A 23,064-nucleotide genomic window follows, 5' to 3' on the forward strand; every position below is an offset into this window, starting at 1 on the left:
GTCACTTGGCTTCCACCGCCACGCGCGACTGTGCGCGCTCGGAGAGCCGCTCGGCGATGCGCCGACGGTACTCGTGCGGCACGCAACCGCCGCCACGCAGCGATTCGAGCGCCATGTCGAGCGCGAGCATCCGCGCTTGCAACTGGCAACGGGCCGCGGGGTCCGTTACCTTGTCGAACTCTTCCTGTAGCCCACGCAGCGCGCGAAGCTGTTCGACGGCGGGCGGGACGAAGCCCGCATTCTTGAGGATTCGATTGGCGACGCGCACTTCCTCGGGAACGAGGACGTCGTCGTCGAAGTGGAGCGGAGCGCCCGCGCCCGGCAAGTTGTTGAACTCGCCACGCGTAGCGGCTTCGTTGATCCGCTGTTCGACCAAAGCATCTAGCAATTTCATCGGGGATTACGACCGGCTTTCACCCGCGAACGGGCGCGGTCTGTCACGATTTCCGTTGGTTAGCTCGAAGTCGGAAGGCAGCCGGAAAACCACGCTCGCGCGTTGTTCGGCACGTCTCGACAATCCAAGTCCTATTCTATCAGCGCCCGCCGAGAGGTTTTCGCGCATCACGCGCCTGTTCGCGGCGCGTCGCCGTATACCGGGCTTATTGCGGTTCGTATGCGTCGTTTGCGCAACATGCATTGACTGCCTCACGGCAACTGTGCTTGTACGATGACTAACCGCCTGACCCGCGCTCCAGACGCGTCGCGCTTTCGCGCGTGTAGCCTTGCGTCGCGAGCAGCAGCCGTCGCGTGTATTCGTGCTCGACGTTGCGCGAGCGCACCGCTTCCACGCCCAGTTGCTCGACGATCTCGCCATTGCGCATCACCGCGACGCGCTGACAGAGAAAGCCGATCACCGCGAGGTTATGGCTCACGAGGATCATCGTCAGCTTGCGCTCGCGATGCAGACGTCGCAGCAAATTCAGAATCTCGGCCTGCACGGAGACGTCGAGCGCGGAAGTCGGCTCGTCGAGCAGCAGGACGCGTGGCTCGACGATCAGCGCCCGCGCGATCGACACGCGCTGGCGCTGCCCGCCCGACAACTGATGCGGATAGCGAAAGCGGAACGCCGGGCCGAGGCCGACTTCAGCGAGCGCATCGAGAATGCGCCTATCTTCGTCGCCGATGCCGTTGATCGCGAGCGGCTCGCGCAAGGTCTTATCGACGGTGAAGCGCGGATGCAGCGCGCCATACGGATCCTGGAACACCATCTGCACATCGCGCCTCACGGGACGCGAACCAATGCGTATGCTGCCGTCCGCGAGCGGCGTCAGTCCGGCGAGCGCGCGCAGCAAGGTGGACTTGCCGCTGCCCGATTCGCCGACCAGCCCGAAGACTTCGCCCTCCTCCACGCGCAAGGAAACGTCGCGCACGGCATCGACGTGGCCGGTCTTCGTCTTGAAGCGGATGTGCGCGCGCTCGATGTCGATCATCGCGTCGTCCCTTCGTCGAGCCACGCCGGGTCGCGGCGCAAGGTCGACAATTCGTCGGGCGGATTGTCGAGCGGCGGATTCGCTTCGAGCAGCCCGCGCGTGTACGGATGCGTCGCGTGCACGAGATCGCGCGCCGCGCATGTCTCGACGACGCGTCCGCCATACATCACCGCGACGCGATCGCAAAACGACATCACGAGCGGCAGATCGTGGCTGATAAACACGAGCCCGGTGTCGTGGCGCTCGATCATCTCGTCGAGCACGGCGAGCACCTGCATCGACACGAGCACGTCGAGCGCGCTCGTGGGTTCGTCGGCGATCAGGAGGCGCGGACCGGCGGAGACCATCATCGCGATCATCACGCGCTGGCCCATGCCGCCTGAGAGTTCATGCGGATAAGCATCGGCGACGCGCTGCGGATCGCGGATATGCACCGCCTCCAGCGCCGCGACGATGCGTTCGCGCAGCGCACGCCGGCTCTCTCGCACGCCTTGCCGCACGAAGGTTTCGCGCATCTGCTGCGCGACGGTCATCACCGGATTGAGCGAAAACTTCGGGTCTTGGAGGATCATGCTCATGCGTGTGCCGCACAGGCGCCGGCGCTCTTGCGGGCGCATCGCGAGCAGGTCCCGGTCTTCGAAGCGCAGCCCCTTCGCCGACCATCTCGCCTCGGGCGGCAGCAGCCCGAGCAGCGCGCGCCCCGTCAGCGATTTGCCCGAACCCGATTCCCCGACGATCCCCAGCCGCTCGCCCCGCCGCACCGTCAGCGACACGCCGCGCACCGCGGGCACGAGCGCGCCGTCGTGGCCCGCGAAGGCCACTTCGAGGCCGTCGATCTGCGCCAGCACGTCGGACACGTTAGCCTCCGTGACGCGGATCGAAGACGTCGCGCAGGCCGTCGCCGAGCAGGTTGAACGCGAGGCTCACCGCGAGAATCGCGAGACCGGGGATCGTCGCGACCCACCATGCATCAAGCAGCACATTGCGGCCCGACGCCACCATGTAGCCCCATTCCGGGCTCGGCGGCTGCGCGCCCAGTCCGAGAAACCCGAGACCCGCGACGGCGAGAATGATGCCGGCCATGTCGAGCGTCGCGCGCACGATCACTGACGACGAACACAGCGGCACGATATAGCGCAGCAGAATGCGCGGATGCGATGCGCCTTGCAGACGCGCCGCGTGGATGTAATCGGCCCGCGCGAGCCGCAGCGATTCCGCGCGCGCGAGACGCGCGTACGGCGGCCATGCGGTGATCGATAGCGCGATCACCGCGTTGAGCACGCCCGGCCCGAGCGCCGCGGCGAACGCGAGAGCGAGCACGATCTTCGGGAACGCGAGCGCGACATCGGTCACGCGCATCAGCGCCGTATCGACGATGCCGCCGCAGTAGCCCGCCACCGTGCCGATCGCAAGGCCGACCGGCACGACGAGCACGACGACGAGCATGGCAATCGCCAGCGTGAGACGCGAGCCGTACACGAGCCGCGAGAGGATGTCGCGGCCGAGCTGATCCGTGCCGAACCAGTGCGCCGCGCCGGGCGGCGTGAGACGCTCGGCGAGCACTTGCTGCAACGGGTCCTGCGCGACGAGCATCGGTCCGATTGCCGCGACCACGATGAGCAGCAGCAGAATCGCGAGTCCGAGCATGCTCAGCGGATTCGACGAGAATCGCCGCCAGCGCCGGTAAGCCCGGCCGAGCGCAGCCTGGCGCGGGGACGCGGGCGTGTCGGTGAGAAGCCACGTGCGCAAGCTCGTTCGCGCCGGTTTCATCTGGGCAAAATCCTCCATGTCAGCGCGTGCGTGGGTCGAACACGCGATAGAGCGCGTCGGTCAGGAGATTGAGCGCGATGAACGTCGCGCCGATCACGAGCGTGCTGCCGAGCACGGCGTTCATGTCGGCGTTGAGCAGCGCGCCCGTCAGATACGAGCCGATGCCCGGCCACGCGAACACGATTTCGGTCAGCACGGAGCCTTCGAGCAGATAGCTGTATGCGAGCGCGATCACCGTCAGGAGCGGCACCGCGATATTGCCGAACGCATGCCGCCAGATCACGCGGCGCTCGGGCAGACCTTTGGCGCGCGCGGTCGTCACGTATTCCTGGCTCAGTTGTTCGAGCATGAACGAGCGCGTCATGCGCGACAGATACGCGATCGAATAAAAAGCCAGCACGCTCGCCGGAAGCGCGATATGCGAGAACGCGTTCCTGAAAACGTCCCATTCGCCGGCCATGATCGAATCGATGAGAAGGCTGCCCGTGCGCGTATCGACCATGCCGTCATACACGGGATCGATGCGCCCCGGCCCCGACACCCAGTGCAGCCGCGCATAGAACAGCAGGAGGCCCATCAGCGCGAGCCAGAACACGGGCACCGAACTGCCCGCGAGCCCGATCACGCGCGCGATGTGATCGACGATGCGATTGTGCTTCACCGCCGCCGCGACGCCGAGCGGCACGCCGATCGCGATGCCGATGAACGTCGAGAGCGTCGCGAGTTCGAGCGTCGCGGGAAAGACGCGCTTGATGTCGTCGATCACCGGATTGGCCGTCAGCAGCGAGACGCCGAGATTGCCGTGCAGCACGTCGCGCGCGTAGATCACGAACTGATCGATGAGCGGCTTGTCGAGTCCGAGTCTCAAGCGAGCGGCGGCATACGCGCTCGCGGACGCGCGATCGCCGAGAATCGCGAGCACAGGATCGATCGGAATCTTGCGGCCGATGAAGAATGTAATCGCGAGCAGGCCCGTGAACGTGATGACGAGCATCGCGATCCAGTGCGCGAGCGCAAGCCCGATGCGCACACCGCCCCGATGCGCGCTCATCGCACGCACGCGCTCGATGAACGTGACCGCGCTCACTGCTTCTTGATGTTGCGGTAGGACACGAGATCGTTGATCGGCCCGACTTCGAGACCGGTCACGCCGGGACGCGCCGCGACCTGCGACACCTTCTGGAACATGATCACGAACGGCGATTTCGCGAGCACTTCACGCTGCATTTTCTCGTAGAGCTGCGCGCGTTTTTTCGTATCGCTTTCGGCCAGCGCCGCGTTGGTTTCCTTGGTCAGTTGCGGAATGTCCCATGCGTTGCGCCACGCGAGCATCTTGTAGCTCGATGCATCCGAGTTGTCCGGGTTCCAGACGAAACCCTGCGCGTTGCTGTGCGGATCGATGTAATCCGCCGACCACTCGCCGATATAGATGTCATGCGCGCGCGCCCGATAGCGTCCGAGCGTCTGCTTGTTGTCGCTCGGCATGAGCTGAACCTTGATGTTGGCGAGCGCGAGATTCGCCTGCACGGCCTGCGCGATCTCGCTGTACGGATAGTCGTTGCGCACGTCCATCTTCACGGTGAAGCCGTTGGCGAGACCGGCCTTGGCGAGCAGCGCCTTCGCCTTCGCGACGTCCTGGTGATACGGGTTCTCGTTCAGCGCGCCGAGAAAGCCTTCGGGCAGAAACGTCTCGTGGACCTTGTAGGTCGTGCGGATCACGTTCTTCTGGATGCCCTGATAGTCGATCAGCCACTTCATCGCTTCCCAGACCTCGGGCTTCGCGAGATTCGGGTTCTTGTTGTTGAGGCCGAGATACATGAGCGTCGCCTGCGGCACGGCCGTCGCCTTGATGACGCCGCTCTTCGAGAGCGTGTCGAGATCGTCGGGGCTCAGATCGCGCGCGACGTCGATGTCGCCGTTCTGGATCATGAGGCGCTGGCTCGCCGCCTCGGTCACGTGACGCAGCACGATGCGCTTCATCGCGAGCGGGATGCGATAGCCCTCGAAGCGCTGCAGCACGATGCTGTCGTTCGCGGTCCACTTCACGAGCTTGTACGCGCCCGAGCCTGCTTCATTGGTCTTGAGCCACTCGTTGCCGTAGTCGCTGCCCTTCGCGTGCGATTCGACGAGCTTGCGATCCACCACCGACGCCGGCCACGAGCCGAGCACGTTGAGCACGAACGTCGGCGCGTAACGTTGATCGGTCGTGATGGAGACGGTCGTATCGTCCACTTTCTTCACGTTCTGCAGCGCGTTCGCCTTGTTCAGGCCGATGCCCGCGAGCACGGCCGCCGCGCCCTTGTCGAGCAGCGCGGTGCGCTGGATCGACCAGGCGACGTCGTCGGCTGTCAGCGGATTGCCGGAGTGGAACTTGAGGCCCGGGCGAATCTTGAACGTGAACGTGAGGCCGTCCTGGCTCACGGTCCAGGACTCGGCGACATCGCCATTGAATTTCGACGGATCCTTCAGATCGACACGCACCAGCCGGTCATACGTGTTCGCGACATATTCTTCCGGCACCAGCTCGTAGATTTCGCCGGGATCGAGCGAGGTGAATTCATCGAGCAGCGTCGCCATGACGAACATGTCCTTCGGCGTGGCCGCCTGCACGTTCTGCAAGCCGGTGAATGCCGTCAGCGCCGAGGCGAGCATGACCGCTGCCAATGCCTTTTTCATGTGATGTCGTCCTGTTGGTTTCGGGTTCACATCAGCCGCAGCGGGCCGCTTTCTTCGTTGTCGATCAGAGCAAGTTCGCGCGAGCCTGGCAATTCGTAATGCCACCACTCGCTTTTGATGTGCGTGAAGCCCGCGCCGTGCATCACGCCGAGCAACAGCGTTCGGTTCCGCTGGATGTGCTCCGGCAGGCCGAAGTGGAAATGCTCGGATTCGACGACCATCGCGTCGAATCCGGTACCCATGTCGAGCTCGTTGCCGTCGCGATCGACGAGCGTCAGGTCCACTGCCGTGCCGCGGCTATGGTTCGAGCCGCGGCCGAGTTCGGCGATGAAGGTCGGATCGGGCAGAAAGTCCCACAGCACTTTTTGCGCTTGCGGCGGACGATAGGCGTCGAAGATTCGCAGCGTCATGCCGATGCTCCGCGCGATATCGACGGCTTTGCGTAACGCGGCTTCCGCGGGTTCCAGCAGCAGGCAGTGCTGCGCCTTGTAGATCGGCTTGCCGGTGAAATTGCGATCGGTGGCGTAGACGAGATCGATCTGGACGTTGTGCGTTTCGGGCGTGATGTGCAGGAGACGGGACCGGGTCATGTAAGCGCTTCGTATCGATTTATTCCGATACACGAACCTTAACGCGTTAGAAAAATCCGCGAAACCCTTTATTTTGGGTGGTTCCGACGGCTCACGATACGAGCGGCCAGCGCGCGAGGACTTCGTATTGCGATCGGCCGAGCAGGCTGCGCACGAGCACCAACTCGCGCGCGGTCCATGCGATGGGCTCGACGGGCCGGCGCGCGATGCGGTGCTCGTCGTAGAGCAAGGTTACGTGGGGCGTGAAGCGGGGATGGCGTTTTACAGCGATGCCGGCGGTTGCGAGCGCTGCGCCGAGGGTTTGTTCGAGGGCGTCGAGTGGCGCGGTGACGTCGCCTGAGAGAACGAGCGGGCGTTTCGCGCGGCGGCCGGAGAAGCTTTCGATGCGGTCGAGTGTCAGTTCGACGGGCGGCGATGTGATTTGCGAAGCCGCGGTGTGTGCTTGCTTGAGGACATCGGCGGGGACGCCAGGGAAGGCGCCGAGATAATGCAGCGTGACGTGAAGGCGATCGGAGGGAATCGGCCTCGCCTTCAGCTTGTGGTCGATGCGCAGACGAGCCGCCAGTTCGGTGATTCGGGTGGCGGCGGCTGCGTCGGGATAGAGCGCGAAGAAGAGCGAGTCGGTGAGTGGCTCGCTCGGCGTGCGGTCGGGTGCGTGGTCATCCATGCGCCCGGCTCGCGATCAATGTGAAGCGACGACGCTCACTCCCACTCAATCGTCGCAGGCGGCTTCCCCGAGATGTCATACACCACCCGATTGATCCCGCGAACCTCATTAATGATGCGATTGCTCACATGCCCCAGCAACTCATGCGGCAGATGCGCCCAATGCGCCGTCATGAAGTCAAGCGTCTGCACGGCGCGCAGCGCGACGACATACTCATAAGTGCGGCCATCGCCCATCACGCCGACGCTCTTCACCGGCAGAAACACCGCAAACGCCTGGCTCGTGAGGTCATACCACGACTTGCCCGTTTCCTTGTCGATGGTGTTGCGCAGCGTCTCGATGAAAATCGCATCCGCGCGACGCAGCAGATCCGCAAATTCGCGCTTCACTTCGCCGAGAATCCGCACGCCGAGACCCGGCCCCGGGAACGGATGTCGATACACCATCGCGTGGGGCAAACCGAGCTTCACGCCGAGCTCGCGCACTTCGTCCTTGAAGAGTTCGCGCAACGGTTCGAGCAGCTTGAGATTCAGCGTCTCCGGCAAGCCGCCGACATTGTGGTGGCTCTTGATGGTGTGCGCGCCCTTCTTGCCCTTGCCCGCCGATTCGATCACGTCCGGATAGATCGTGCCCTGCGCGAGCCACTTCGCATCGGTGAGCTTGTCCGATTCCTTGTGGAACACCTCGACGAACTCCGCGCCGATGATCTTGCGCTTCGCTTCCGGATCGGTCACGCCCGCGAGCTTCTGCAGAAATTCCGCACTCGCGTCGACGTGAATCACTTTCACGCCGAGATGATCCGCGAACGTCGACATCACCTGCTCCGCCTCGTTCTGACGCAGCAAGCCGTGATCGACGAACACGCACGTCAACTGGTCGCCGATCGCGCGATGCAAGAGCGCCGCCGCCACCGACGAATCGACGCCGCCCGACAAACCGAGAATCACATGCTCGTTGCCGACCTGCGCGCGGATCTTCTCCACGGCTTCGTCGATGTAATGGCCCATCTCCCAGTCCGCCTGCGCGCCGCACAGTTCCAGCACGAAACGGTCGAGCATCGCGCGGCCCTGCACCGTGTGCGTGACTTCCGGATGCCATTGCAGGCCGTAGAAGCGACGGTCGTCGTCGGCCATCGCGGCGATCGGGCACGACGGCGTCGAGGCCATCAGCTTGAAGCCCGCCGGCAAGTCGACCACTTTGTCGCCGTGGCTCATCCACACCTTGAGCATCGACTCGTCCTTGCCGCTCTTGAAGTCCTCGATGCCTTCCAGAAAACCCGTGTGATTCAGCGCCTGTACTTCCGCATAGCCGAATTCGCGCACGTTGCCCAGTTCGACCTTGCCGCCGAGCTGATCGGCCATCGTCTGCATGCCGTAACAGATGCCGAGCACCGGCACGCCGAGATCGAAGACGATCTGCGGCGCGCGCGGCGACTTCGCCTCGGTGACGGAGTTCGGGCCGCCCGACAGGATGATGCCCTTCGGCGCGAATTCGCGGATGAAGGTCTCATCGACGTCGTACGGATGGATCTCCGAGTAGACATGCGACTCGCGGATGCGCCGTGCGATCAGCTGGGTGACTTGGGAGCCGAAATCGAGAATCAGGATTTTGTCGTGCATGGCTGCGGCCAAAGGCTAAGTGAACGAATAATGTCTGTGCGGCCGGGACGCGACGTCGCGCGGCCCGCCTGCAAATAAATCGACGGCCGGCGCAATGGCCGACCGTGCTTGTCCTGCGTGTTTCCGATGCTGCGCTCGCGTGGCTTGCGGCATGCGCTTCGCGCCCTCAACGTGGTGCGTGGCTCGCGTCGGGCGCGAGCGGATCGGCTCTTCGGCCCGTCGCCGGATCGATCTCGCCGCTGATCACGGGCTCGATGCGCTTGCCGGTGACCGGATCGACCGCGCGGCCCGTCACCGGATCGAGCGTGCCGCCCGTGACGGGATCGACGGCGCCGTCCGGATGCGCGCGTACCGACGCGGATGAGATCGGCGAAGCCGGATCGAGCGGACGCCCGCTTGAATCGATCGTACGGCCCGAAACCGGATCGATGGCCGTAGCTTGCGGTGCGCGCGCCGCGGGACGCACCGCGGTATCGATCGGCTCGACGCGCGCCGAAGGCACCGTGGCGCTCGTGCGAACATCCTCGCGCTTTTGCGCCGCCTTCTTCTCCGCCCGCTGGGCGGACACAGCGCCCGCCAGCGCCGCGCGCTCGCGTCGCCGCACCGCCGACGACAGCCTCACGCTGCCCAAACCGAGTACGAGCAGCACGGCGCCGACCACCGCCGCGCTGATCTGCCCGAAGCCATCGACCTGCGGCGCGTGCAGCCCGAGCAACCAGACCAGCACCACGACGCCCGAGAGCCACTGCACGTGACCCGAGACGCGGGCGGCCCGGGCCGTCAATGCGCCATCGACGGAAGCATGAAACGCGAGCCACGACAGCCCGATGAGCGCGATGCCGAGCAGTTGCCCGGCGAACACCGGCTGCACACGGATCGAATCCAGTTGCAGCGCGCTGTACAAGCCAGCCCACGGCGTCAGCAGAAACAGCAGGCCGAACGCCAGAAAAATCAGGGCATTGATGACGAGCACGACCCGCAGCAACGGTTTCATGATCGCTCCGCGCGATTAGTCGACGTGATAGTTGGGTGCTTCCTTCGTGATCTGCACGTCGTGCACATGCGACTCGCGCATGCCGGCCGCCGTGATCTGCACGAATTCCGCCTTCTCGTGCATTTCGTTGATCGTGCGGCAACCGCAATAGCCCATGCTCGCGCGCACCCCGCCGACGATCTGGAACAGGATCGCGTTGACCGAGCCCTTGTAGGCTACACGGCCTTCGATGCCTTCGGGCACGAGCTTGTCGATGTTCGCCGAGTTGTCCTGGAAGTAGCGGTCCGCCGCGCCGTCCTTCATCGCGCCGACCGATCCCATGCCGCGGTACGACTTGTACTGACGGCCCTGATACAGGAACACGTCGCCCGGCGATTCTTCCGTGCCCGCGAGCATGCTGCCCATCATGACGACGTTCGCGCCTGCCGCGAGCGCCTTCGAGACGTCGCCCGAGAAGCGCACGCCGCCGTCGGCGACGACCGGCACGCCGGTGCCGCGCAGCGCTTCGGAGACGTTGGCGATCGCCGTGATCTGCGGCACGCCGACACCCGCGACGATACGCGTCGTGCAGATCGAGCCCGGGCCGATACCGACCTTCACCGCGTCCGCACCGTATTCGACGAGCGACTTCGCCGCCGCCGCCGTCGCGATATTGCCGCCGATGACCTGAACGTGCGGGTAATTCTGCTTGACCCAACGCACGCGTTCGAGCACGCCCTGGCTGTGACCGTGCGCGGTATCGACGACGATCACGTCGACGCCCGCCTGCGCCAGCAGGTCGACGCGCTCTTCGTTATCCGGACCGACGCCCACCGCCGCGCCCACACGCAGCTTGCCGTCTTCGTCCTTGCAGGCGTCCGGGTTTTCTGTCTGCTTGGTGATGTCTTTCACGGTCATCAGGCCGCGCAGTTCGAACGCATCGTTGACGACCAGCACGCGTTCCAGGCGATGGCCGTGCATCAACGCCTTCGCTTCGGCGAGCGACGTGCCTTCCTTGACCGTCACGAGACGCTCGCGCGGGGTCATGATGTTGCGCACCGGCTCATCGAGACGTTCTTCGAAACGCAGGTCGCGATTCGTGACGATGCCGATGAGTTGCGCGCCCTCGACCACCGGGAAGCCCGAAATGCCATGCTGCTGCGTCAGCGCAATGACGTCGCGCACGCGCATCTGCGGCGGAATTGTGATCGGATCGCGCACGACGCCCGACTCGAAGCGCTTCACTTTCGCGACTTCGCGGGCCTGCTCCTTGGCAGTGAGATTCTTGTGAACGATGCCGATGCCGCCCATCTGCGCCATCGCGATGGCGAGCCGGCCTTCGGTGACCGTGTCCATGGCGGCGGACACGAGAGGCATGTTCAGGGAAATATTGCGGGTCAGCTGTGATTTCAGGCTGGTGTCGCGCGGGAGAACGCTGGAAAACGCGGGCACGAGGAGCACGTCATCGAACGTGAGTGCTTTCTGGATCAGACGCATGGCAAATCCTATGGGCGCAAAAGCAGATTATACCGATAGTTCCCTGCATTTTCACTGCCCGAACAGCAGCTTAGGCCGTTCGGCCGCAAAATCCGGGCCGTCCGCGCCCGCGTGTCGGGTGCTCGCGCATATGCAGTTTTCGACAAGACGGCCGGCCGGGGCCAGGGCTACGCTTCGTGCCGTCAGATGAAATAACGACAGGGAGTCGGGCAATGCAGCGCGGTGTGATGTACGGAATGTCAGCGGGAGCGATCTGGGGCTTCATCTTTCTCGCGCCCCGGCTCCTGCCGGATTTTTCGCCGCTCGCGCTGAGCGTCGGACGCTATCTGATGTACGGCGCCGTGTCGCTCGCGGTCGCGCTGCCGTTCGCCCGCAGGCTCTTCGCCAAACTCACGCGCGCCGATTTCATCGCGCTCGTGAAGCTGGCGCTGGTCGGCAACCTGCTCTACTACATGCTGCTCGCGAGCGCGGTGCAACTGGTGGGCGTCGCGCCTTCGTCGCTGATCGTCGGGATTCTGCCCGTCACGGTCACGCTCGCCGGACGGCGCGACCACGGCGCAATCGATCTCAGGCGGCTCGTCGGACCTTTGCTGCTCGTGCTGGCCGGCATCGCGTGCATCAACCTGGACGTGTTCAGCGACGTGGTGTCGTCGTCGAGCGGTAGCGAGCATGCGGCGAGCGTGCTCACGCGCTTGACCGGTCTCGCGTGCGCCCTCGGCGCGCTCGCATCGTGGACGTGGTACGCGGTCGTCAACGCACGCTATCTGCAAGCAAATCGCCACTTCGACGGTAACGAGTGGTCCGTGCTCTGGGGCATCGTGACGGGCCTCCTGGGCCTCGTGCTCGGCGCCGTCGTCTGGATGCTGCCCGCGGGCACGGTTCAGGCGAGCGTGCCGGCCGCGCGCTGGCACGTGTTCTGGATCGTGTGTTTCGCGCTGGCGACCGGCGGTTCGTGGCTCGGCAACATGCTGTGGAATGCGGCGGCGAAACGCCTGCCGCTCACGCTCGCAGGTCAGATGATCGTCTTCGAAACGCTCTTCGCGTTGCTCTACGCTTTCGTCTACGACGGCCGCTGGCCGCGTACGCCGGAAGTGCTCGCGATCGTGCTGCTGCTTGTGGGCGTACTCTGGTCGGTCAGACAACACACGCTGGAGCCCGCGCCGGCGGGCGCGAAGGAAGCGCCCGCGCATTGAAACGGCTCAGCGCGAATCCTTCGAGTGCCACTTGCGCCCTTCGATCGAACCAGCCTTGCGCGCCTTGTCGACGCGACGCTGGCGCGCGGCCTTCGGATCGACTTTCAACGGCCGATAAATCTCCACGCGATCGAAGTCGGCGAGCGCCGCGTCAAGCGCCTTCGCCTTGCCGAACACGCCGACCTTTTGCGTCGACAGATCGATATCGCGATGGACGAGCAGCACGCCGCTCGCGTCGATTGCATCGCGCACCGTCGCGCCCTCGCGCAACTCGACACGCTTCAGAAACGCGCGATCGGGCAGGCCGTAGCAGACGTCGATATGCATCATCGCTTGCCGTAGCGCTGGTCCGCGCGCTTCACGAAGGAATCGACGAACGTGTTGGCGATATGGCTGAAGACCGGCCCGATGAGTTTCTCCAGAATCACATTGGAGAATTCGTAGTGCAGCGCGAATTCGATCTTGCACGCGTCCGCGCGCAGCGGCGTGAAGCGCCAGTAACCGGTGAACTTCTTGAAAGGGCCGCTCAGGAACTCCATATCGATGGTGGTCGGACGCTTCTGCGTGTTGCGCGTCGCGAAGTGCTGCTTGATGCCCTTGAAGCTGATGTCGATCTTCGCTTCCATGCCGTTTTCATCCTGGCGGCCGATTTCGACGCCACCGCACCAGGGCAGGAAATTGGGGTAGTCGGCGACATCGGTGACGAGGTCGAACATTTCTTCCGCCGAATGGCGGATCAATACGGTTTTCTGGACGTCTGCCATATAGGGCGCAGCGGTGGCTGAATTGGGCTGCAACGCGCAAGAGAACACGGCCGGAGTTCGTCTGCCGGACGGCACGCTGCTAAAATCGTGATTTTAAACGAGTTGGGCACTTTCCATTCATGAGCATCATCGACAACAGAAAAGCCTTCTTCGATTACTTCGTCGAAGAGCGCTACGAGGCCGGTCTCGTGCTCGAAGGCTGGGAAGTCAAGGCGCTGCGCGCGGGCCGAGCGCAAATCAAGGAAGGCTATGTCGTGATCAAGCACGGCGAGCTCTTTCTGATCGGCACGCATATCAGCCCGCTGCCCGAGGCATCGAAGTTCGCCAACCTGGATCCGGTGCGCACGCGCAAACTGCTGCTGCATCGCGACCAGATCGACAAGCTCATCGGCAAGGTCGAGCAACGTGGACATACGCTCGTGCCGCTCAACTTCCATTACAAGGACGGCCGCGTGAAGTGCGAGATCGGGCTCGCGAAGGGCAAGAAGCTGCACGACAAGCGCGAGACCGAAAAGAAGCGCGACTGGGAACGCGAGCGCGGGCGCCTGATGCGCACGGCTTCGCGTTAAACGAATCGGGGCGCCTTGAGCGCCCCGTTTGCTTTTGCCGCGCGTCAGCTCTTCTTGATGACGCCGCCGCCCTCGCCTCTCACGATGGTCAACGCCGACGCGATCATCGAACTCATATCGGACAGGTTGCCCGGCACGATCAGCGTGTTGCCCGTCTTCGCAATATTGCCGAACGCGCCGACATACTGCTCCGCGATCTTCAGGTTCACCGCTTCCATGCCGCCCGTCGTCTGAATCGCCGTGCCGACTTTCTGAATGGCTTGCGCGTTCGCCTCGGCCACCGCGAGAATCGCCGACGCCGCGCCCTGCGCCTGATTGATCGCCGCCTGACGCTCGCCCTCGGACTTCTGGATCGCGGCTTCACGCGCGCCGGCGGCCAGATTGATCTGCTCCTGCTTGCGGCCTTCGGATGCGGCGATCAGCGCGCGCTTTTCGCGCTCGGCGGTGATCTGCGCCTGCATCGCGTGAAGGATTTCCTTTGGCGGCGTCAGATCCTTGATCTCGTAACGGAGCACTTTCACGCCCCAGTTCGACGCGGCTTCGTCGAGCGCATTCACGATGCTCTGGTTGATGAAGTCGCGCTCCTCGAACGTCTTGTCGAGCTCCAGCTTGCCGATGACCGAACGCAAGGTCGTCTGCGACAACTGCGTGATCGCGAACACGAAGTTGCTCGAACCGTACGACGCCTTCATCGCGTCCGTCACCTGAAAGTACAGCACGCCGTCTACCTGCAACTGCGTGTTGTCCCGCGTGATGCACACCTGGCTCGGCACTTCGAGCGGAATCTCCTTCAGCATGTGCTTGTAGGCGATGCGATCGACGAACGGCAGCACGATGTTCAGACCCGGCGTGAGCGTCGCGTGATAGCGGCCGAATCGCTCCAGCACCCAGGCATGCTGTTGAGGAACGATCTTGACCGTGTTCACCACGATCACGATGGCGATGATGAGCACGATGAGCGCGAAATACATTGTGTGACTCCTTCTTATAGTGAGCGAGCGTGTCTAGCGTTTGGCCGCGACGATCAGCCGGTTCCCGTCCAGCGCCGTGATGCGGTAGTACCGCGCGCCTTCGGTTTCGCCCGGCGCGAGTTCGACGTCCCACTGCGCGCCGCGATACATTGCGCGCGCGTGGCCATCGCGCCATTGATCCACTTCCAGCGTCGCGCCGATATCGAGATTCACGGCCGCATCCCGCGATGCGTCGCGCCCCTTCCAGCTACCGAAGCGCGAGCGCCGCAAAACCACGACGGCGATCAGTGCAATGACGGCCGCCGCGCCCATCTGCACATGCGGCAGCGCGCCGGACACATAAGCGATGCCGCCCGCGATCATGCCCAGCGCGATCATGAGCAGATAGAACGTGCCGGTGAACAGCTCCGCGACGATCAGCGCGCCCGCCGCGACCCACCAAATCAGTCCACTCGTTAGCATCGCCGGTCTCCAAACGAAAACACCCCGGAGAAGTCCGGGGTGTTTTTATAGCACGCTCGCGCCTTTCCGAAAGCAACCGGAAAGGCGCTGCTGACTTATTTTGACAAGGTCTTCGCCAGTTGCTGCCATGTCTCGATGATCGTGTCCGGATTCAGCGACATCGATTCGATGCCTTCCTTCGCGAGCCACTCCGCGAGGTCCGGATGATCGGACGGCCCCTGTCCGCAGATGCCGACGTACTTGTTCAGCCGCAGACACGTTTCGATCGCGCGCTTGAGCATGAACAGCACCGCTTCGTCGCGCTCGTCGAAGTCCGCCGCGAGCAGTTCCATGCCGGAGTCGCGATCAAGGCCGAGCGTGAGCTGCGTCAGATCGTTCGAGCCGATCGAGAAGCCGTCGAAGCGCTCCAGGAACTGCTCCGCGAGAATCGCGTTGGACGGCACCTCGCACATCATCACGAGCTTCAGATCGTTCTTGCCGCGCTCGAGACCGAACTTCTTCAGCAGTTCGATCACGCGATCCGCCTGGTTCAGCGTGCGCACGAACGGCACCATGATCTGCACGTTGTCCAGACCCATTTCCTCGCGCACCTTCTTCAGCGCGATGCATTCCATGTGGAATGCTTCGGCGAAGTCTTCCGCGATATAGCGCGACGCGCCGCGGAAACCGAGCATCGGGTTTTCTTCATCCGGCTCGTAGCGCGAACCGCCGATAAGCTTCTTGTACTCGTTCGACTTGAAGTCCGACAGACGCACGATGACGGGCTTCGGATAGAACGCGGCCGCGATCGTGGCGATGCCTTCCGTCAGCTTGTCGACGTAGAACGCACGCGGCGACGCATGACCGCGCGCGACGCTCTCGACTGCCTTCTTCAGATCGGCGTCGACGTTCGGGTACTCCAGAATCGCCTTCGGATGCACGCCGATGTTGTTGTTGATGATGAACTCGAGCCGCGCCAGACCCACGCCCGCGTTCGGCAACTGCGCGAAGTCGAACGCAAGCTGCGGATTGCCGACGTTCATCATGATCTTGACCGGAATCTTCGGCAACTCGCCGCGCTGCACTTCCGTGACTTCGGTTTCGAGCAGGCCGTCGTAGATCTTGCCTTCGTCGCCTTCCGCGCACGATACCGTGACGAGCGCGCCCTCCTTCAGCACGTCGGTGGCGTCGCCGCAGCCGACCACCGCCGGCACGCCCAGCTCACGCGCGATGATCGCCGCGTGGCACGTACGTCCGCCGCGGTTCGTCACGATGGCCGATGCGCGCTTCATCACCGGCTCCCAGTTCGGGTCGGTCATGTCGGCGACGAGCACGTCGCCCGGCTGCACGCGTTCCATTTCCGACGGATCGTGAATCACGCGCACGGGGCCCGCGCCGATCTTCTGGCCGATGGCCCGGCCCGTCGCCAGCACGTTCGACTGGCCCTTCAGCTTGAAGCGCATCTCGGCCTTGCCGGACGCCTGGCTCTTCACCGTCTCAGGGCGCGCCTGGAGAATGAAGATCTTGCCGTCGCGGCCGTCCTTGCCCCACTCGATGTCCATCGGACGCTCGTAGTGTTTCTCGATGATCACCGCGTACTTCGCGAGTTCGATCACGTCTTCGTCGGTAATCGAGAAGCGGTTGCGCTGCTCGTGCGGCACGTCGACGGTCTTCACGCGGCCCGGCTCGCCCGGCTTCGTGAACTCCATCTTGATGAGCTTCGAGCCGATCGAGCGACGGATGATCGGGTACTTGCCCTGTTCCAGCGTGGTCTTGAAGACGTGGAACTCGTCCGGATTCACCGCGCCCTGCACGACCGTCTCGCCGAGGCCGTAGCTCGACGTGATGAACACGGTTTCCTTGAAGCCCGATTCGGTGTCGATGGTGAACATCACGCCCGCCGCGCCGACGTCCGAGCGGACCATGCGCTGCACGCCCGCCGACAACGCGACTTCGGCATGCGTGAAGCCCTTGTGGACGCGATAGGAGATGGCGCGGTCGTTGTAGAGCGACGCGAACACGTGCTTCATGCGATCGAGCACGTCCTCGATGCCGACCACGTTCAGATAGCTTTCCTGCTGGCCCGCGAACGATGCGTCCGGCAAGTCCTCGGCGGTCGCCGACGAGCGCACGGCGAACGAAAGCTCTTCGGGCGAGCTGTTCTGAAGCACTTCGAAACCGCGGCGGATTTCGTCTTCGAGACGCGGCTGCATCGGCGCGTCGACGATCCACTGGCGGATTTCCTTGCCCGCTTCGGCAAGGGATTTCACGTCGTCGACGTCGAGCGTTTCGAGACGCTTGGCGATGCGCTCGGTCAGGTCGTTGTGCTGGAGGAAGTCGCGGAATGCGAGCGCAGTTGTGGCAAAGCCCGTCGGCACACGAACGCCCGCTTCGGAAAGCTGGCTGATCATTTCGCCGAGCGACGCATTCTTGCCACCGACGATTTCCACGTCGGTCATTCGCAACTGCTCGAATGGAACTACATACGCCTGATCCTTTGCGACATCTTTCGCAACATTAACTGCGTTAGTCATACAAGCCCCTAAGGTGGATGGAATTCACGATCGCACGAGTGGGCTCATATGCAGCGGCGCTCATTGGAAGCGCGGCCGCATCTCGTACAACCTGTTTGATAAACCATCGGGGAGCGCGTCACCGGAGCCGGGCGCGTTGCAAAAAGAAGCGGGACGTCTGAAATCTGCTCGAAATCGTAGGTTTTTGCTGCCAAAACCGACGAACCCACCGCGATTTGACGAAAATCCGAATCAATTTGTCCGCAATTGCTTATCGAACAGGTTGCCGCTATTCTACCGTGCCGATTCTTAATTTGTTTCGGCAGAGACAGTAATTCCACGGCAAAATCGAAGTCTTTCACGCCGCTCGGTTCGCCGGCGCACACCGCTGGGCAAACAATGTAACACAGGCGCTTTCGTGAGCCGTGCAGGGCGTTCCCGCGGTCTATTTCGCGTGTTACCGTTTGAGCGCGCCCGCCCAAACTCGTTCCCCATTTGGTCTTTTGCCGATGCCGCCTTCCGTATTCATCGTTTCCGACGGGACCGGGATCACTGCCGAAACCTTCGCGCATTCGATCCTCGCCCAGTTCGATCAAAAATTCCGGCTCGTGCGCGTGCCGTTCGTCGATTCGATCGACAAGGCGTACGCGACGGTGGAAAAGATCAACGAGGTTGTGGACCTCGATGGCCGCCGTCCGATCGTCTTTACCACGCTCGTCGACAGCGCGTCGAACGAAGTCGTCAAGGGCTGCAACGCGCTCGTCCTCGACATGTTCCAGACCTTCATCGAGCCGCTCGAACACGAACTGGAAATGAAGTCGACGCACGCGATGGGCCGCGTCCACCAGAATGCCGACACCGAGGAATACAAGAATCGCATCGAGGCGATCAACTTCTCGCTCGCGCACGACGACGGCCAGTCCAACCGCAACCTCGCCGATGCCGATGTCATTCTGGTCGGCGTATCGCGCAGCGGCAAAACGCCGACGAGCCTCTATCTGGCGATGCAATATGGCGTGAAGGCCGCGAACTATCCGCTGATTCCCGAAGACTTCGAGCGCGGCAAGCTGCCTACGCCTTTGCTCGAACATCGGGCGAAGATGTTCGGCCTTTCGATCGATGCGCAGCGGCTCGCGGAAATTCGCAACGAGCGTCGCCCGGGCAGCAAGTACGCGGCGCTGGAGAACTGCCGCTACGAGATCAACGAAGCGGAAATGATGATGAAGCGCGAGGGCGTCAAGTGGCTTTCGTCGACGCACAAGTCGATCGAGGAAATCGCCACGACGATCCTGCAGGAAATCAAGCCGGAACGGCCGTCGTATTACTGATTATGCTCAGCGCTGCTGGCGGCACTGCTCGAAAAGACAGATCGCCGCCGCGGCCGCCACGTTGAGCGACTCCATCCCGCCCGGCTGCGGAATGGTCACGCGATGCGTCACGGCATCGCGCCAGACCTGCGACACGCCCGCGCCCTCATTGCCGAATACCCACGCCAGCGCGCCCGACAGATCGCAATCGTAGAGCGCGACCGCGCCGTGCGAATCGGTGATGGTCACGGGCGCATCGAGCCGCGCGATCAGCTCCGCGGAATCCACGTCTTCGAAAATATCCAGCAGGAAGTGCGCGCCCATGCCCGAGCGCAGTACTTTCGATGACCACGCGTACGCGGTGCCCGGCGCGCAAAACACACGCGTGATGCCCGCCGCCGCCGCGCTGCGCAGAATCGAGCCGACGTTGCCCGCGTCCTGGATGCCGTCGAGGATCACGCAGGTTTCGGCGACGCGCGCGGGTAGTTCGGCATCGATTTTCTCGACGAGCAACAGCATGCCGACGCCGTGCACGACGCTCGAAAGCTGTCCGAAGAGCGCGTCCGGCAACACGACGACACGCTTTTCCTCGATACGCGCGACGATGTCGCGGGCTTCCTCATGCGTGAGCGCACCTTCGGTGACCACGCACGTTTCGGGCTGGCCGGCTGCATCGAGATAGGCCGACGCCAGATGCAGGCCTTCGAGCAGCGCATGGCCGCTGCGACGCTGCTGCGCGGTCGAGCCGGCCAGCGCCTTGATGCGCTTATAGAGCGGATTGTCCCGCGAAGTGATGGATTTCACGTTGGATTGAGTGCCGCTCAGAAAGCGAGCGAATCAGGGTCGTCTTCGAGCGCCGCGGCGACCTGAAGCACTTCCGGCGCGAGCTCGGGCAGCACCGAGCCGAAGCGGATATGCGCCTCGCGCACCGGCGCGAACGAACGCCGATGATGCTCGCACGGGCCATGCTCGCGCAGCGCCCTGAGATGCTGCGGCGTGCCGTAGCCGGCATGCGCATCGAAGCCGTACACCGGAAAGGTTTCGTGAAGCTCGACCAGCATGCGATCTCGCGTGACCTTCGCGAGAATCGATGCCGCCGAAATCTGCTTGATGAGCGCATCGCCGCCGATCACGGCTTCGGCGCGAATCGACAGCGTCGGGCAGCGATTGCCGTCGACCTTGACGAGCGTCGGCGCGACCGAAAGGCCTTCCACCGCGCGCTTCATCGCGAGCATGCTCGCGTGCAGGATGTTGATCGTGTCGATTTCCTCGACGCTCGCCGACGCGATGCAAAACGCGAGCGCGCGATCGACGATCTTCTCGTAGAGCTCCTCGCGCCTTTTGGCGGTCAGCACTTTGGAATCGTCGAGACCGTTGATGCGCGGCTTCGCAGGATCGAAAATCACGGCCGCCGCCACGACCGGACCGGCCAGCGGACCGCGCCCCGCCTCATCGACACCGCAGATGATGTCGAAAGGTGAACTGAAATCGAGTCCCGCCTGAGCCGAGGGTTTCGCCGCCATTATCGCGGTCTCCGCGTTTCGAGCACTCGCGCGACCGCCTCGGCCGCCTTCTGCGACGTGTTCTGGCGCAGCGCGATGTGCATGTCGGTGAAGATTTCCGTCAGGGTACGGCGGTTGGCGTCGTCGTTCAACTGTTTCAGCGTTGCGTCGGCGAGCGCCTCGGGCGTCGCGAAGTGCTGAAGGATTTCCGGCACGACGAAACGGCCCGCCAGGATGTTCGGCAAACCGACATACGGCAGATAACCCTGCCGCTTCATGATCTGGCCCGTCAGCCAGGGCACCTTGTACGAGATGACCATCGGCTTCTTGAGCAGCGCCGCTTCCAGCGTCACCGTGCCGCTTTTCACGAGGATCGCGTCGGCGGCGGTCATCGCGGTTTGCGCGCGGCCATCGGTGATCGTCAGCGAAAGTTTCGGATGCGCGTCCACGAGCGGCTGAAGCAACTCGCGCAACGCCGGATTCGCCGCGGGCATCAAGAAGCGCACGCCGGGCTCGCGACGCTGCATCAGCTCCATTGCATCGAAGAAGGTCGGACCGATCAGCGAAATTTCCGAGCGGCGGCTGCCCGGCAGCACGGCGATCACCGGCCCGCCCTGCGCGATGCCGAGTTCGCGGCGCGCGCCCATGACGTCGGGTTCGAGCGGAATTTCGTCGGCGAGCGGATGGCCGACGTAGCTCGCCTCGACGCCCGCCTTCGCCAGCAGCGCGGTCTCGAACGGAAACACGCACAGCATCTGATCGACCGCTTTCACGATCTTCTTGATGCGGCCGCCGCGCCACGCCCAGATCGACGGACACACGAAATGCACGGTCGGAATGCCTGCTTCGCGCAGCGGCTGTTCGAGGCCGAAATTGAAATCCGGCGCGTCCACGCCGATGAACACCGACGGCGGCTCCGCGAGCAACTGACGCTTGATCTCGTTGCGGATGCCGAGAATTTCGGGGATGTGTTTCAGCGCTTCGACATAGCCGCGCACGGTCAGCTTGTCCATCGGCCAGTGCGCTTCGAAGCCTTCGGCTGTCATGCGCGGGCCGCCGATGCCGCTATAACGCGTGCCTTCCGGCAGGGTTTGCGTGAGGCCCTTGAGCAGCGAAGCCGCGAGCAGGTCGCCAGAGGGCTCGCCCGCGACCATCGCGATGCGTGGCGGGTTGGTGATCAGGGTCATCGGGCGGCGTGTCTAGCGGATGATGCCGCGCTGCGACGCCGCGATGAAATCGGAAAATGCCGTGACGGGTTCGTCGCCCTCGCCGCCTGCCGTGCTCAGTTCCTTCAACTGCACCTTCGCCTCTTCGAGCGACAGACCGCTCTTGTAGACGATGCGATACGCCGAACGCAGCGCCGAGATTGCCTCGGGCGTGAAGCCGCGGCGGCGCAGTCCTTCGACGTTGATGCCGTGCGGCTCAGCTTTGTTGCCGGCCGCGATGACGAAGGGCGGCACGTCCTGCACGAGCGCCGAGGCGCCGCCGAGCATCGAATGCGCGCCGATGCGCACGAACTGATGCACGCCCGACATCCCGCCGATGATCGCGTGATCGCCGACGAACACGTGCCCGGCCAGTTGCGCGTTGCTCGACATGATGACGTTGTCGCCGAGCCGGCAGTCGTGGCCGACGTGCACGTACGCCATGATCCAGCAATCGCTGCCGATCGACGTCAAGCCCTGATCCTGCGCCGTGCCCGTGTGCAGCGTCGTGAATTCGCGGATGGTGTTGCGGTCGCCGATTTCGAGGCGCGTCGGCTCGCCCTTGTACTTCATGTCCTGCGGACGGCCGCCGATCGATGCGTAATGGCCGATGCTATTGTCGCGGCCGATCGTCGTGTGGCCTTCGATCACGCTGTGCGAGCCGACGGTCGTGCCCGCGCCGATCACGACGTGCGAACCGACGATCGCGTACGGCCCGATCTCGACGGATTCGTCGAGCTGGGCGCCCGGCTCGATGATCGCGGTTGGGTGAATCTTGCTCATGCGCATTTCGCCTATGCTGTTCGTGCTGCTTGTTACGATGAACGCGGAGTGAACGCAGTTGCGCTCAGGCGTCCGTGCTCTTGACGGTACACATGAGCTCGGCTTCGGCCGCGGTCGCGCCATCGACCTCGGCGCGCGCCTTGAACTTCCAGATGCCTCGCATGTACCGCTCGAAGTGGACGTTGAGGATCAACTGATCCCCCGGTTCCACCACGCGCTTGAAGCGCGCACCGTCGATGCCGACGAAGTAATAGAGCGTGTTGCTCGGATCGTGCGGCTCTTCCGCGAAGGTCAGGAGCGCCGCGGTCTGCGCGAGCGCTTCGAGGATCAGCACGCCCGGCATCACCGGCCGCGTCGGGAAGTGGCCCTGGAAGTACGGCTCGTTGATCGTCACGTTCTTCAACGCTTTGATGCTCTTGTGCGGCTCGAGTTCGAGCACGCGGTCCACGAGCAGGATCGGGTAGCGATGCGGCAGCAGCGTGAGGATCTTGTGGATGTCGAGATTGATTTTTTCTGTGCTCATGGTCGTTCTGCTCACGCGCGCGTCAGGCGCGGAAATTTGGATGGCGGGCCGTATCGGACGCCCGCCCGGAA

General features: G+C 63.7%; 25 protein-coding genes. 3 read left to right on the forward strand and 22 right to left on the reverse strand.

The features are described from left to right. Position 1: 1 nt before the first annotated feature. The 11 genes from IAG25_RS11125 to guaB all read right to left on the reverse strand — a co-directional run bounded on the left by IAG25_RS11125 (position 2) and on the right by guaB (position 11,222). Positions 2-394 (reverse strand): DnaJ family domain-containing protein, encoded by a 393-nt coding sequence (locus IAG25_RS11125; protein WP_035498862.1) that lies wholly within the window; start codon positions 392-394, stop codon positions 2-4. Between the two features lie 277 nt (positions 395-671). After that, positions 672-1,430 (reverse strand): ABC transporter ATP-binding protein, encoded by a 759-nt coding sequence (locus IAG25_RS11130; protein ID WP_187604885.1) that lies wholly within the window; start codon positions 1,428-1,430, stop codon positions 672-674. Beyond that, positions 1,427-2,287: an ABC transporter ATP-binding protein gene (locus IAG25_RS11135; RefSeq protein ID WP_187604886.1), complete on the reverse strand. Its 861-nt coding sequence runs from the start codon at positions 2,285-2,287 to the stop codon at positions 1,427-1,429. The genes IAG25_RS11130 and IAG25_RS11135 overlap by 4 nt, the downstream gene beginning before the upstream one ends. A 1-nt stretch (position 2,288) precedes the next feature. Then, entirely contained in the window at positions 2,289-3,200 is a 912-nt protein-coding gene (gene nikC / locus IAG25_RS11140; protein WP_187604887.1) for a nickel transporter permease, read from the reverse strand. A gap of 19 nt (positions 3,201-3,219) precedes the next feature. After that, positions 3,220-4,251 (reverse strand): ABC transporter permease, encoded by a 1,032-nt coding sequence (locus tag IAG25_RS11145; RefSeq protein WP_187605070.1) that lies wholly within the window; start codon positions 4,249-4,251, stop codon positions 3,220-3,222. Between the two features lie 32 nt (positions 4,252-4,283). After that, positions 4,284-5,852, reverse strand: a complete 1,569-nt coding sequence (locus IAG25_RS11150) for an ABC transporter substrate-binding protein (protein ID WP_238288233.1) — start codon at positions 5,850-5,852, stop codon at positions 4,284-4,286. A gap of 50 nt (positions 5,853-5,902) precedes the next feature. Continuing rightward, on the reverse strand, positions 5,903-6,466 hold the full coding sequence (ddpX, locus tag IAG25_RS11155) for a D-alanyl-D-alanine dipeptidase (RefSeq protein ID WP_035498870.1): 564 nt from the start codon (positions 6,464-6,466) through the stop codon (positions 5,903-5,905). A 91-nt stretch (positions 6,467-6,557) separates the two neighbouring features. After that, complete coding sequence (gene thpR / locus IAG25_RS11160) at positions 6,558-7,133, reverse strand: RNA 2',3'-cyclic phosphodiesterase (RefSeq protein ID WP_187604889.1); 576 nt, start codon at positions 7,131-7,133, stop codon at positions 6,558-6,560. Positions 7,134-7,168: 35 nt separating this feature from the next. Then, entirely contained in the window at positions 7,169-8,752 is a 1,584-nt protein-coding gene (gene guaA / locus IAG25_RS11165) for a glutamine-hydrolyzing GMP synthase (RefSeq protein WP_187604890.1), read from the reverse strand. 166 nt (positions 8,753-8,918) lie between these two features. Continuing rightward, positions 8,919-9,746 carry a hypothetical protein gene (locus tag IAG25_RS11170; protein ID WP_187604891.1) on the reverse strand — a complete coding sequence of 276 codons (828 nt, stop codon included), beginning with the start codon at positions 9,744-9,746 and terminating at the stop codon, positions 8,919-8,921. Between the two features lie 15 nt (positions 9,747-9,761). Then, complete coding sequence (gene guaB, locus IAG25_RS11175; RefSeq protein WP_187604892.1) at positions 9,762-11,222, reverse strand: IMP dehydrogenase; 1,461 nt, start codon at positions 11,220-11,222, stop codon at positions 9,762-9,764. Between the two features lie 212 nt (positions 11,223-11,434). On the opposite strand from guaB, the gene IAG25_RS11180 reads away from it, so the two are divergent. After that, positions 11,435-12,415, forward strand: coding sequence for a DMT family transporter (locus IAG25_RS11180; protein WP_187604893.1), 981 nt, complete (start codon positions 11,435-11,437; stop codon positions 12,413-12,415). Positions 12,416-12,421: 6 nt separating this feature from the next. Here IAG25_RS11180 and IAG25_RS11185 read toward each other — a convergent pair whose 3' ends face one another. Together IAG25_RS11185 and IAG25_RS11190 are read right to left on the reverse strand one after the other, a co-directional pair. After that, on the reverse strand, positions 12,422-12,745 hold the full coding sequence (locus IAG25_RS11185) for an RnfH family protein (RefSeq protein ID WP_187604894.1): 324 nt from the start codon (positions 12,743-12,745) through the stop codon (positions 12,422-12,424). Then, on the reverse strand, positions 12,742-13,179 hold the full coding sequence (locus IAG25_RS11190; protein ID WP_035498879.1) for a type II toxin-antitoxin system RatA family toxin: 438 nt from the start codon (positions 13,177-13,179) through the stop codon (positions 12,742-12,744). The genes IAG25_RS11185 and IAG25_RS11190 overlap by 4 nt, the downstream gene beginning before the upstream one ends. Before the next feature lie 119 nt (positions 13,180-13,298). Here IAG25_RS11190 and smpB point away from each other — a divergent pair, with 119 nt between their 5' ends. Then, positions 13,299-13,748 (forward strand): SsrA-binding protein SmpB, encoded by a 450-nt coding sequence (smpB, locus tag IAG25_RS11195; protein ID WP_035498881.1) that lies wholly within the window; start codon positions 13,299-13,301, stop codon positions 13,746-13,748. 44 nt (positions 13,749-13,792) lie between these two features. On the opposite strand, the gene IAG25_RS11200 is transcribed toward smpB, so the two are convergent. The 4 genes from IAG25_RS11200 to IAG25_RS11215 form a co-directional block, all read right to left on the reverse strand. Continuing rightward, entirely contained in the window at positions 13,793-14,719 is a 927-nt protein-coding gene (locus tag IAG25_RS11200; RefSeq protein WP_187604895.1) for an SPFH domain-containing protein, read from the reverse strand. Between the two features lie 33 nt (positions 14,720-14,752). After that, positions 14,753-15,181, reverse strand: coding sequence for an NfeD family protein (locus tag IAG25_RS11205; RefSeq protein WP_187604896.1), 429 nt, complete (start codon positions 15,179-15,181; stop codon positions 14,753-14,755). A 95-nt stretch (positions 15,182-15,276) separates the two neighbouring features. After that, on the reverse strand, positions 15,277-17,694 hold the full coding sequence (ppsA, locus tag IAG25_RS11210) for a phosphoenolpyruvate synthase (protein WP_187604897.1): 2,418 nt from the start codon (positions 17,692-17,694) through the stop codon (positions 15,277-15,279). A 44-nt stretch (positions 17,695-17,738) separates the two neighbouring features. Then, entirely contained in the window at positions 17,739-18,035 is a 297-nt protein-coding gene (locus tag IAG25_RS11215) for a hypothetical protein (protein ID WP_187604898.1), read from the reverse strand. Positions 18,036-18,182: 147 nt separating this feature from the next. On the opposite strand from IAG25_RS11215, the gene ppsR reads away from it, so the two are divergent. Then, the gene (gene ppsR / locus IAG25_RS11220) at positions 18,183-19,001 is read left to right on the forward strand and encodes a posphoenolpyruvate synthetase regulatory kinase/phosphorylase PpsR (RefSeq protein ID WP_035498887.1); all 819 of its coding nucleotides are present in this window, start codon (positions 18,183-18,185) and stop codon (positions 18,999-19,001) included. 6 nt (positions 19,002-19,007) lie between these two features. On the opposite strand, the gene IAG25_RS11225 is transcribed toward ppsR, so the two are convergent. From IAG25_RS11225 to fabZ, 5 genes are all read right to left on the reverse strand, one after another. Further along, a complete protein-coding gene (locus tag IAG25_RS11225) occupies positions 19,008-19,784 on the reverse strand; it encodes a TrmH family RNA methyltransferase (protein WP_187604899.1) in 777 nt (258 codons plus the stop codon). Between the two features lie 17 nt (positions 19,785-19,801). After that, positions 19,802-20,503: a ribonuclease HII gene (rnhB, locus tag IAG25_RS11230; RefSeq protein WP_187604900.1), complete on the reverse strand. Its 702-nt coding sequence runs from the start codon at positions 20,501-20,503 to the stop codon at positions 19,802-19,804. Further along, positions 20,503-21,669: a lipid-A-disaccharide synthase gene (gene lpxB / locus IAG25_RS11235; protein WP_187604901.1), complete on the reverse strand. Its 1,167-nt coding sequence runs from the start codon at positions 21,667-21,669 to the stop codon at positions 20,503-20,505. Before lpxB ends, rnhB begins: the two co-directional genes overlap by 1 nt. Positions 21,670-21,681: 12 nt before the next feature. Further along, positions 21,682-22,470, reverse strand: coding sequence for an acyl-ACP--UDP-N-acetylglucosamine O-acyltransferase (gene lpxA, locus IAG25_RS11240; protein WP_187604902.1), 789 nt, complete (start codon positions 22,468-22,470; stop codon positions 21,682-21,684). A gap of 64 nt (positions 22,471-22,534) precedes the next feature. Beyond that, positions 22,535-22,993: a 3-hydroxyacyl-ACP dehydratase FabZ gene (gene fabZ / locus IAG25_RS11245; RefSeq protein ID WP_187604903.1), complete on the reverse strand. Its 459-nt coding sequence runs from the start codon at positions 22,991-22,993 to the stop codon at positions 22,535-22,537. Positions 22,994-23,064 lie beyond the last annotated feature (71 nt).

Source organism: Caballeronia sp. EK (assembly GCF_014384845.1).
Taxonomy (GTDB): domain Bacteria; phylum Pseudomonadota; class Gammaproteobacteria; order Burkholderiales; family Burkholderiaceae; genus Caballeronia; species Caballeronia jiangsuensis.

Coding starts and splice junctions, on each gene's coding strand:
- ppsR (WP_035498887.1), top strand. CDS start 18,183: ATGCCGCCTTCCGTATTCATCGTTTCCGACGGGACCGGGATCACTGCC.
- IAG25_RS11190 (WP_035498879.1), bottom strand. CDS start 13,179: ATGGCAGACGTCCAGAAAACCGTATTGATCCGCCATTCGGCGGAAGAA.
- lpxA (WP_187604902.1), bottom strand. CDS start 22,470: ATGAGCAAGATTCACCCAACCGCGATCATCGAGCCGGGCGCCCAGCTC.
- IAG25_RS11145 (WP_187605070.1), bottom strand. CDS start 4,251: ATGAGCGCGCATCGGGGCGGTGTGCGCATCGGGCTTGCGCTCGCGCAC.
- lpxB (WP_187604901.1), bottom strand. CDS start 21,669: ATGACCCTGATCACCAACCCGCCACGCATCGCGATGGTCGCGGGCGAG.
- guaA (WP_187604890.1), bottom strand. CDS start 8,752: ATGCACGACAAAATCCTGATTCTCGATTTCGGCTCCCAAGTCACCCAG.
- ppsA (WP_187604897.1), bottom strand. CDS start 17,694: ATGACTAACGCAGTTAATGTTGCGAAAGATGTCGCAAAGGATCAGGCG.
- fabZ (WP_187604903.1), bottom strand. CDS start 22,993: ATGAGCACAGAAAAAATCAATCTCGACATCCACAAGATCCTCACGCTG.
- IAG25_RS11170 (WP_187604891.1), bottom strand. CDS start 9,746: ATGAAACCGTTGCTGCGGGTCGTGCTCGTCATCAATGCCCTGATTTTT.
- thpR (WP_187604889.1), bottom strand. CDS start 7,133: ATGGATGACCACGCACCCGACCGCACGCCGAGCGAGCCACTCACCGAC.
- rnhB (WP_187604900.1), bottom strand. CDS start 20,503: ATGGCGGCGAAACCCTCGGCTCAGGCGGGACTCGATTTCAGTTCACCT.
- ddpX (WP_035498870.1), bottom strand. CDS start 6,466: ATGACCCGGTCCCGTCTCCTGCACATCACGCCCGAAACGCACAACGTC.
- IAG25_RS11125 (WP_035498862.1), bottom strand. CDS start 394: ATGAAATTGCTAGATGCTTTGGTCGAACAGCGGATCAACGAAGCCGCT.
- IAG25_RS11130 (WP_187604885.1), bottom strand. CDS start 1,430: ATGATCGACATCGAGCGCGCGCACATCCGCTTCAAGACGAAGACCGGC.
- smpB (WP_035498881.1), top strand. CDS start 13,299: ATGAGCATCATCGACAACAGAAAAGCCTTCTTCGATTACTTCGTCGAA.
- IAG25_RS11185 (WP_187604894.1), bottom strand. CDS start 12,745: ATGATGCATATCGACGTCTGCTACGGCCTGCCCGATCGCGCGTTTCTG.
- IAG25_RS11180 (WP_187604893.1), top strand. CDS start 11,435: ATGCAGCGCGGTGTGATGTACGGAATGTCAGCGGGAGCGATCTGGGGC.
- guaB (WP_187604892.1), bottom strand. CDS start 11,222: ATGCGTCTGATCCAGAAAGCACTCACGTTCGATGACGTGCTCCTCGTG.
- IAG25_RS11150 (WP_238288233.1), bottom strand. CDS start 5,852: ATGCTCGCCTCGGCGCTGACGGCATTCACCGGCTTGCAGAACGTGCAG.
- IAG25_RS11200 (WP_187604895.1), bottom strand. CDS start 14,719: ATGTATTTCGCGCTCATCGTGCTCATCATCGCCATCGTGATCGTGGTG.
- IAG25_RS11205 (WP_187604896.1), bottom strand. CDS start 15,181: ATGCTAACGAGTGGACTGATTTGGTGGGTCGCGGCGGGCGCGCTGATC.
- nikC (WP_187604887.1), bottom strand. CDS start 3,200: ATGAAACCGGCGCGAACGAGCTTGCGCACGTGGCTTCTCACCGACACG.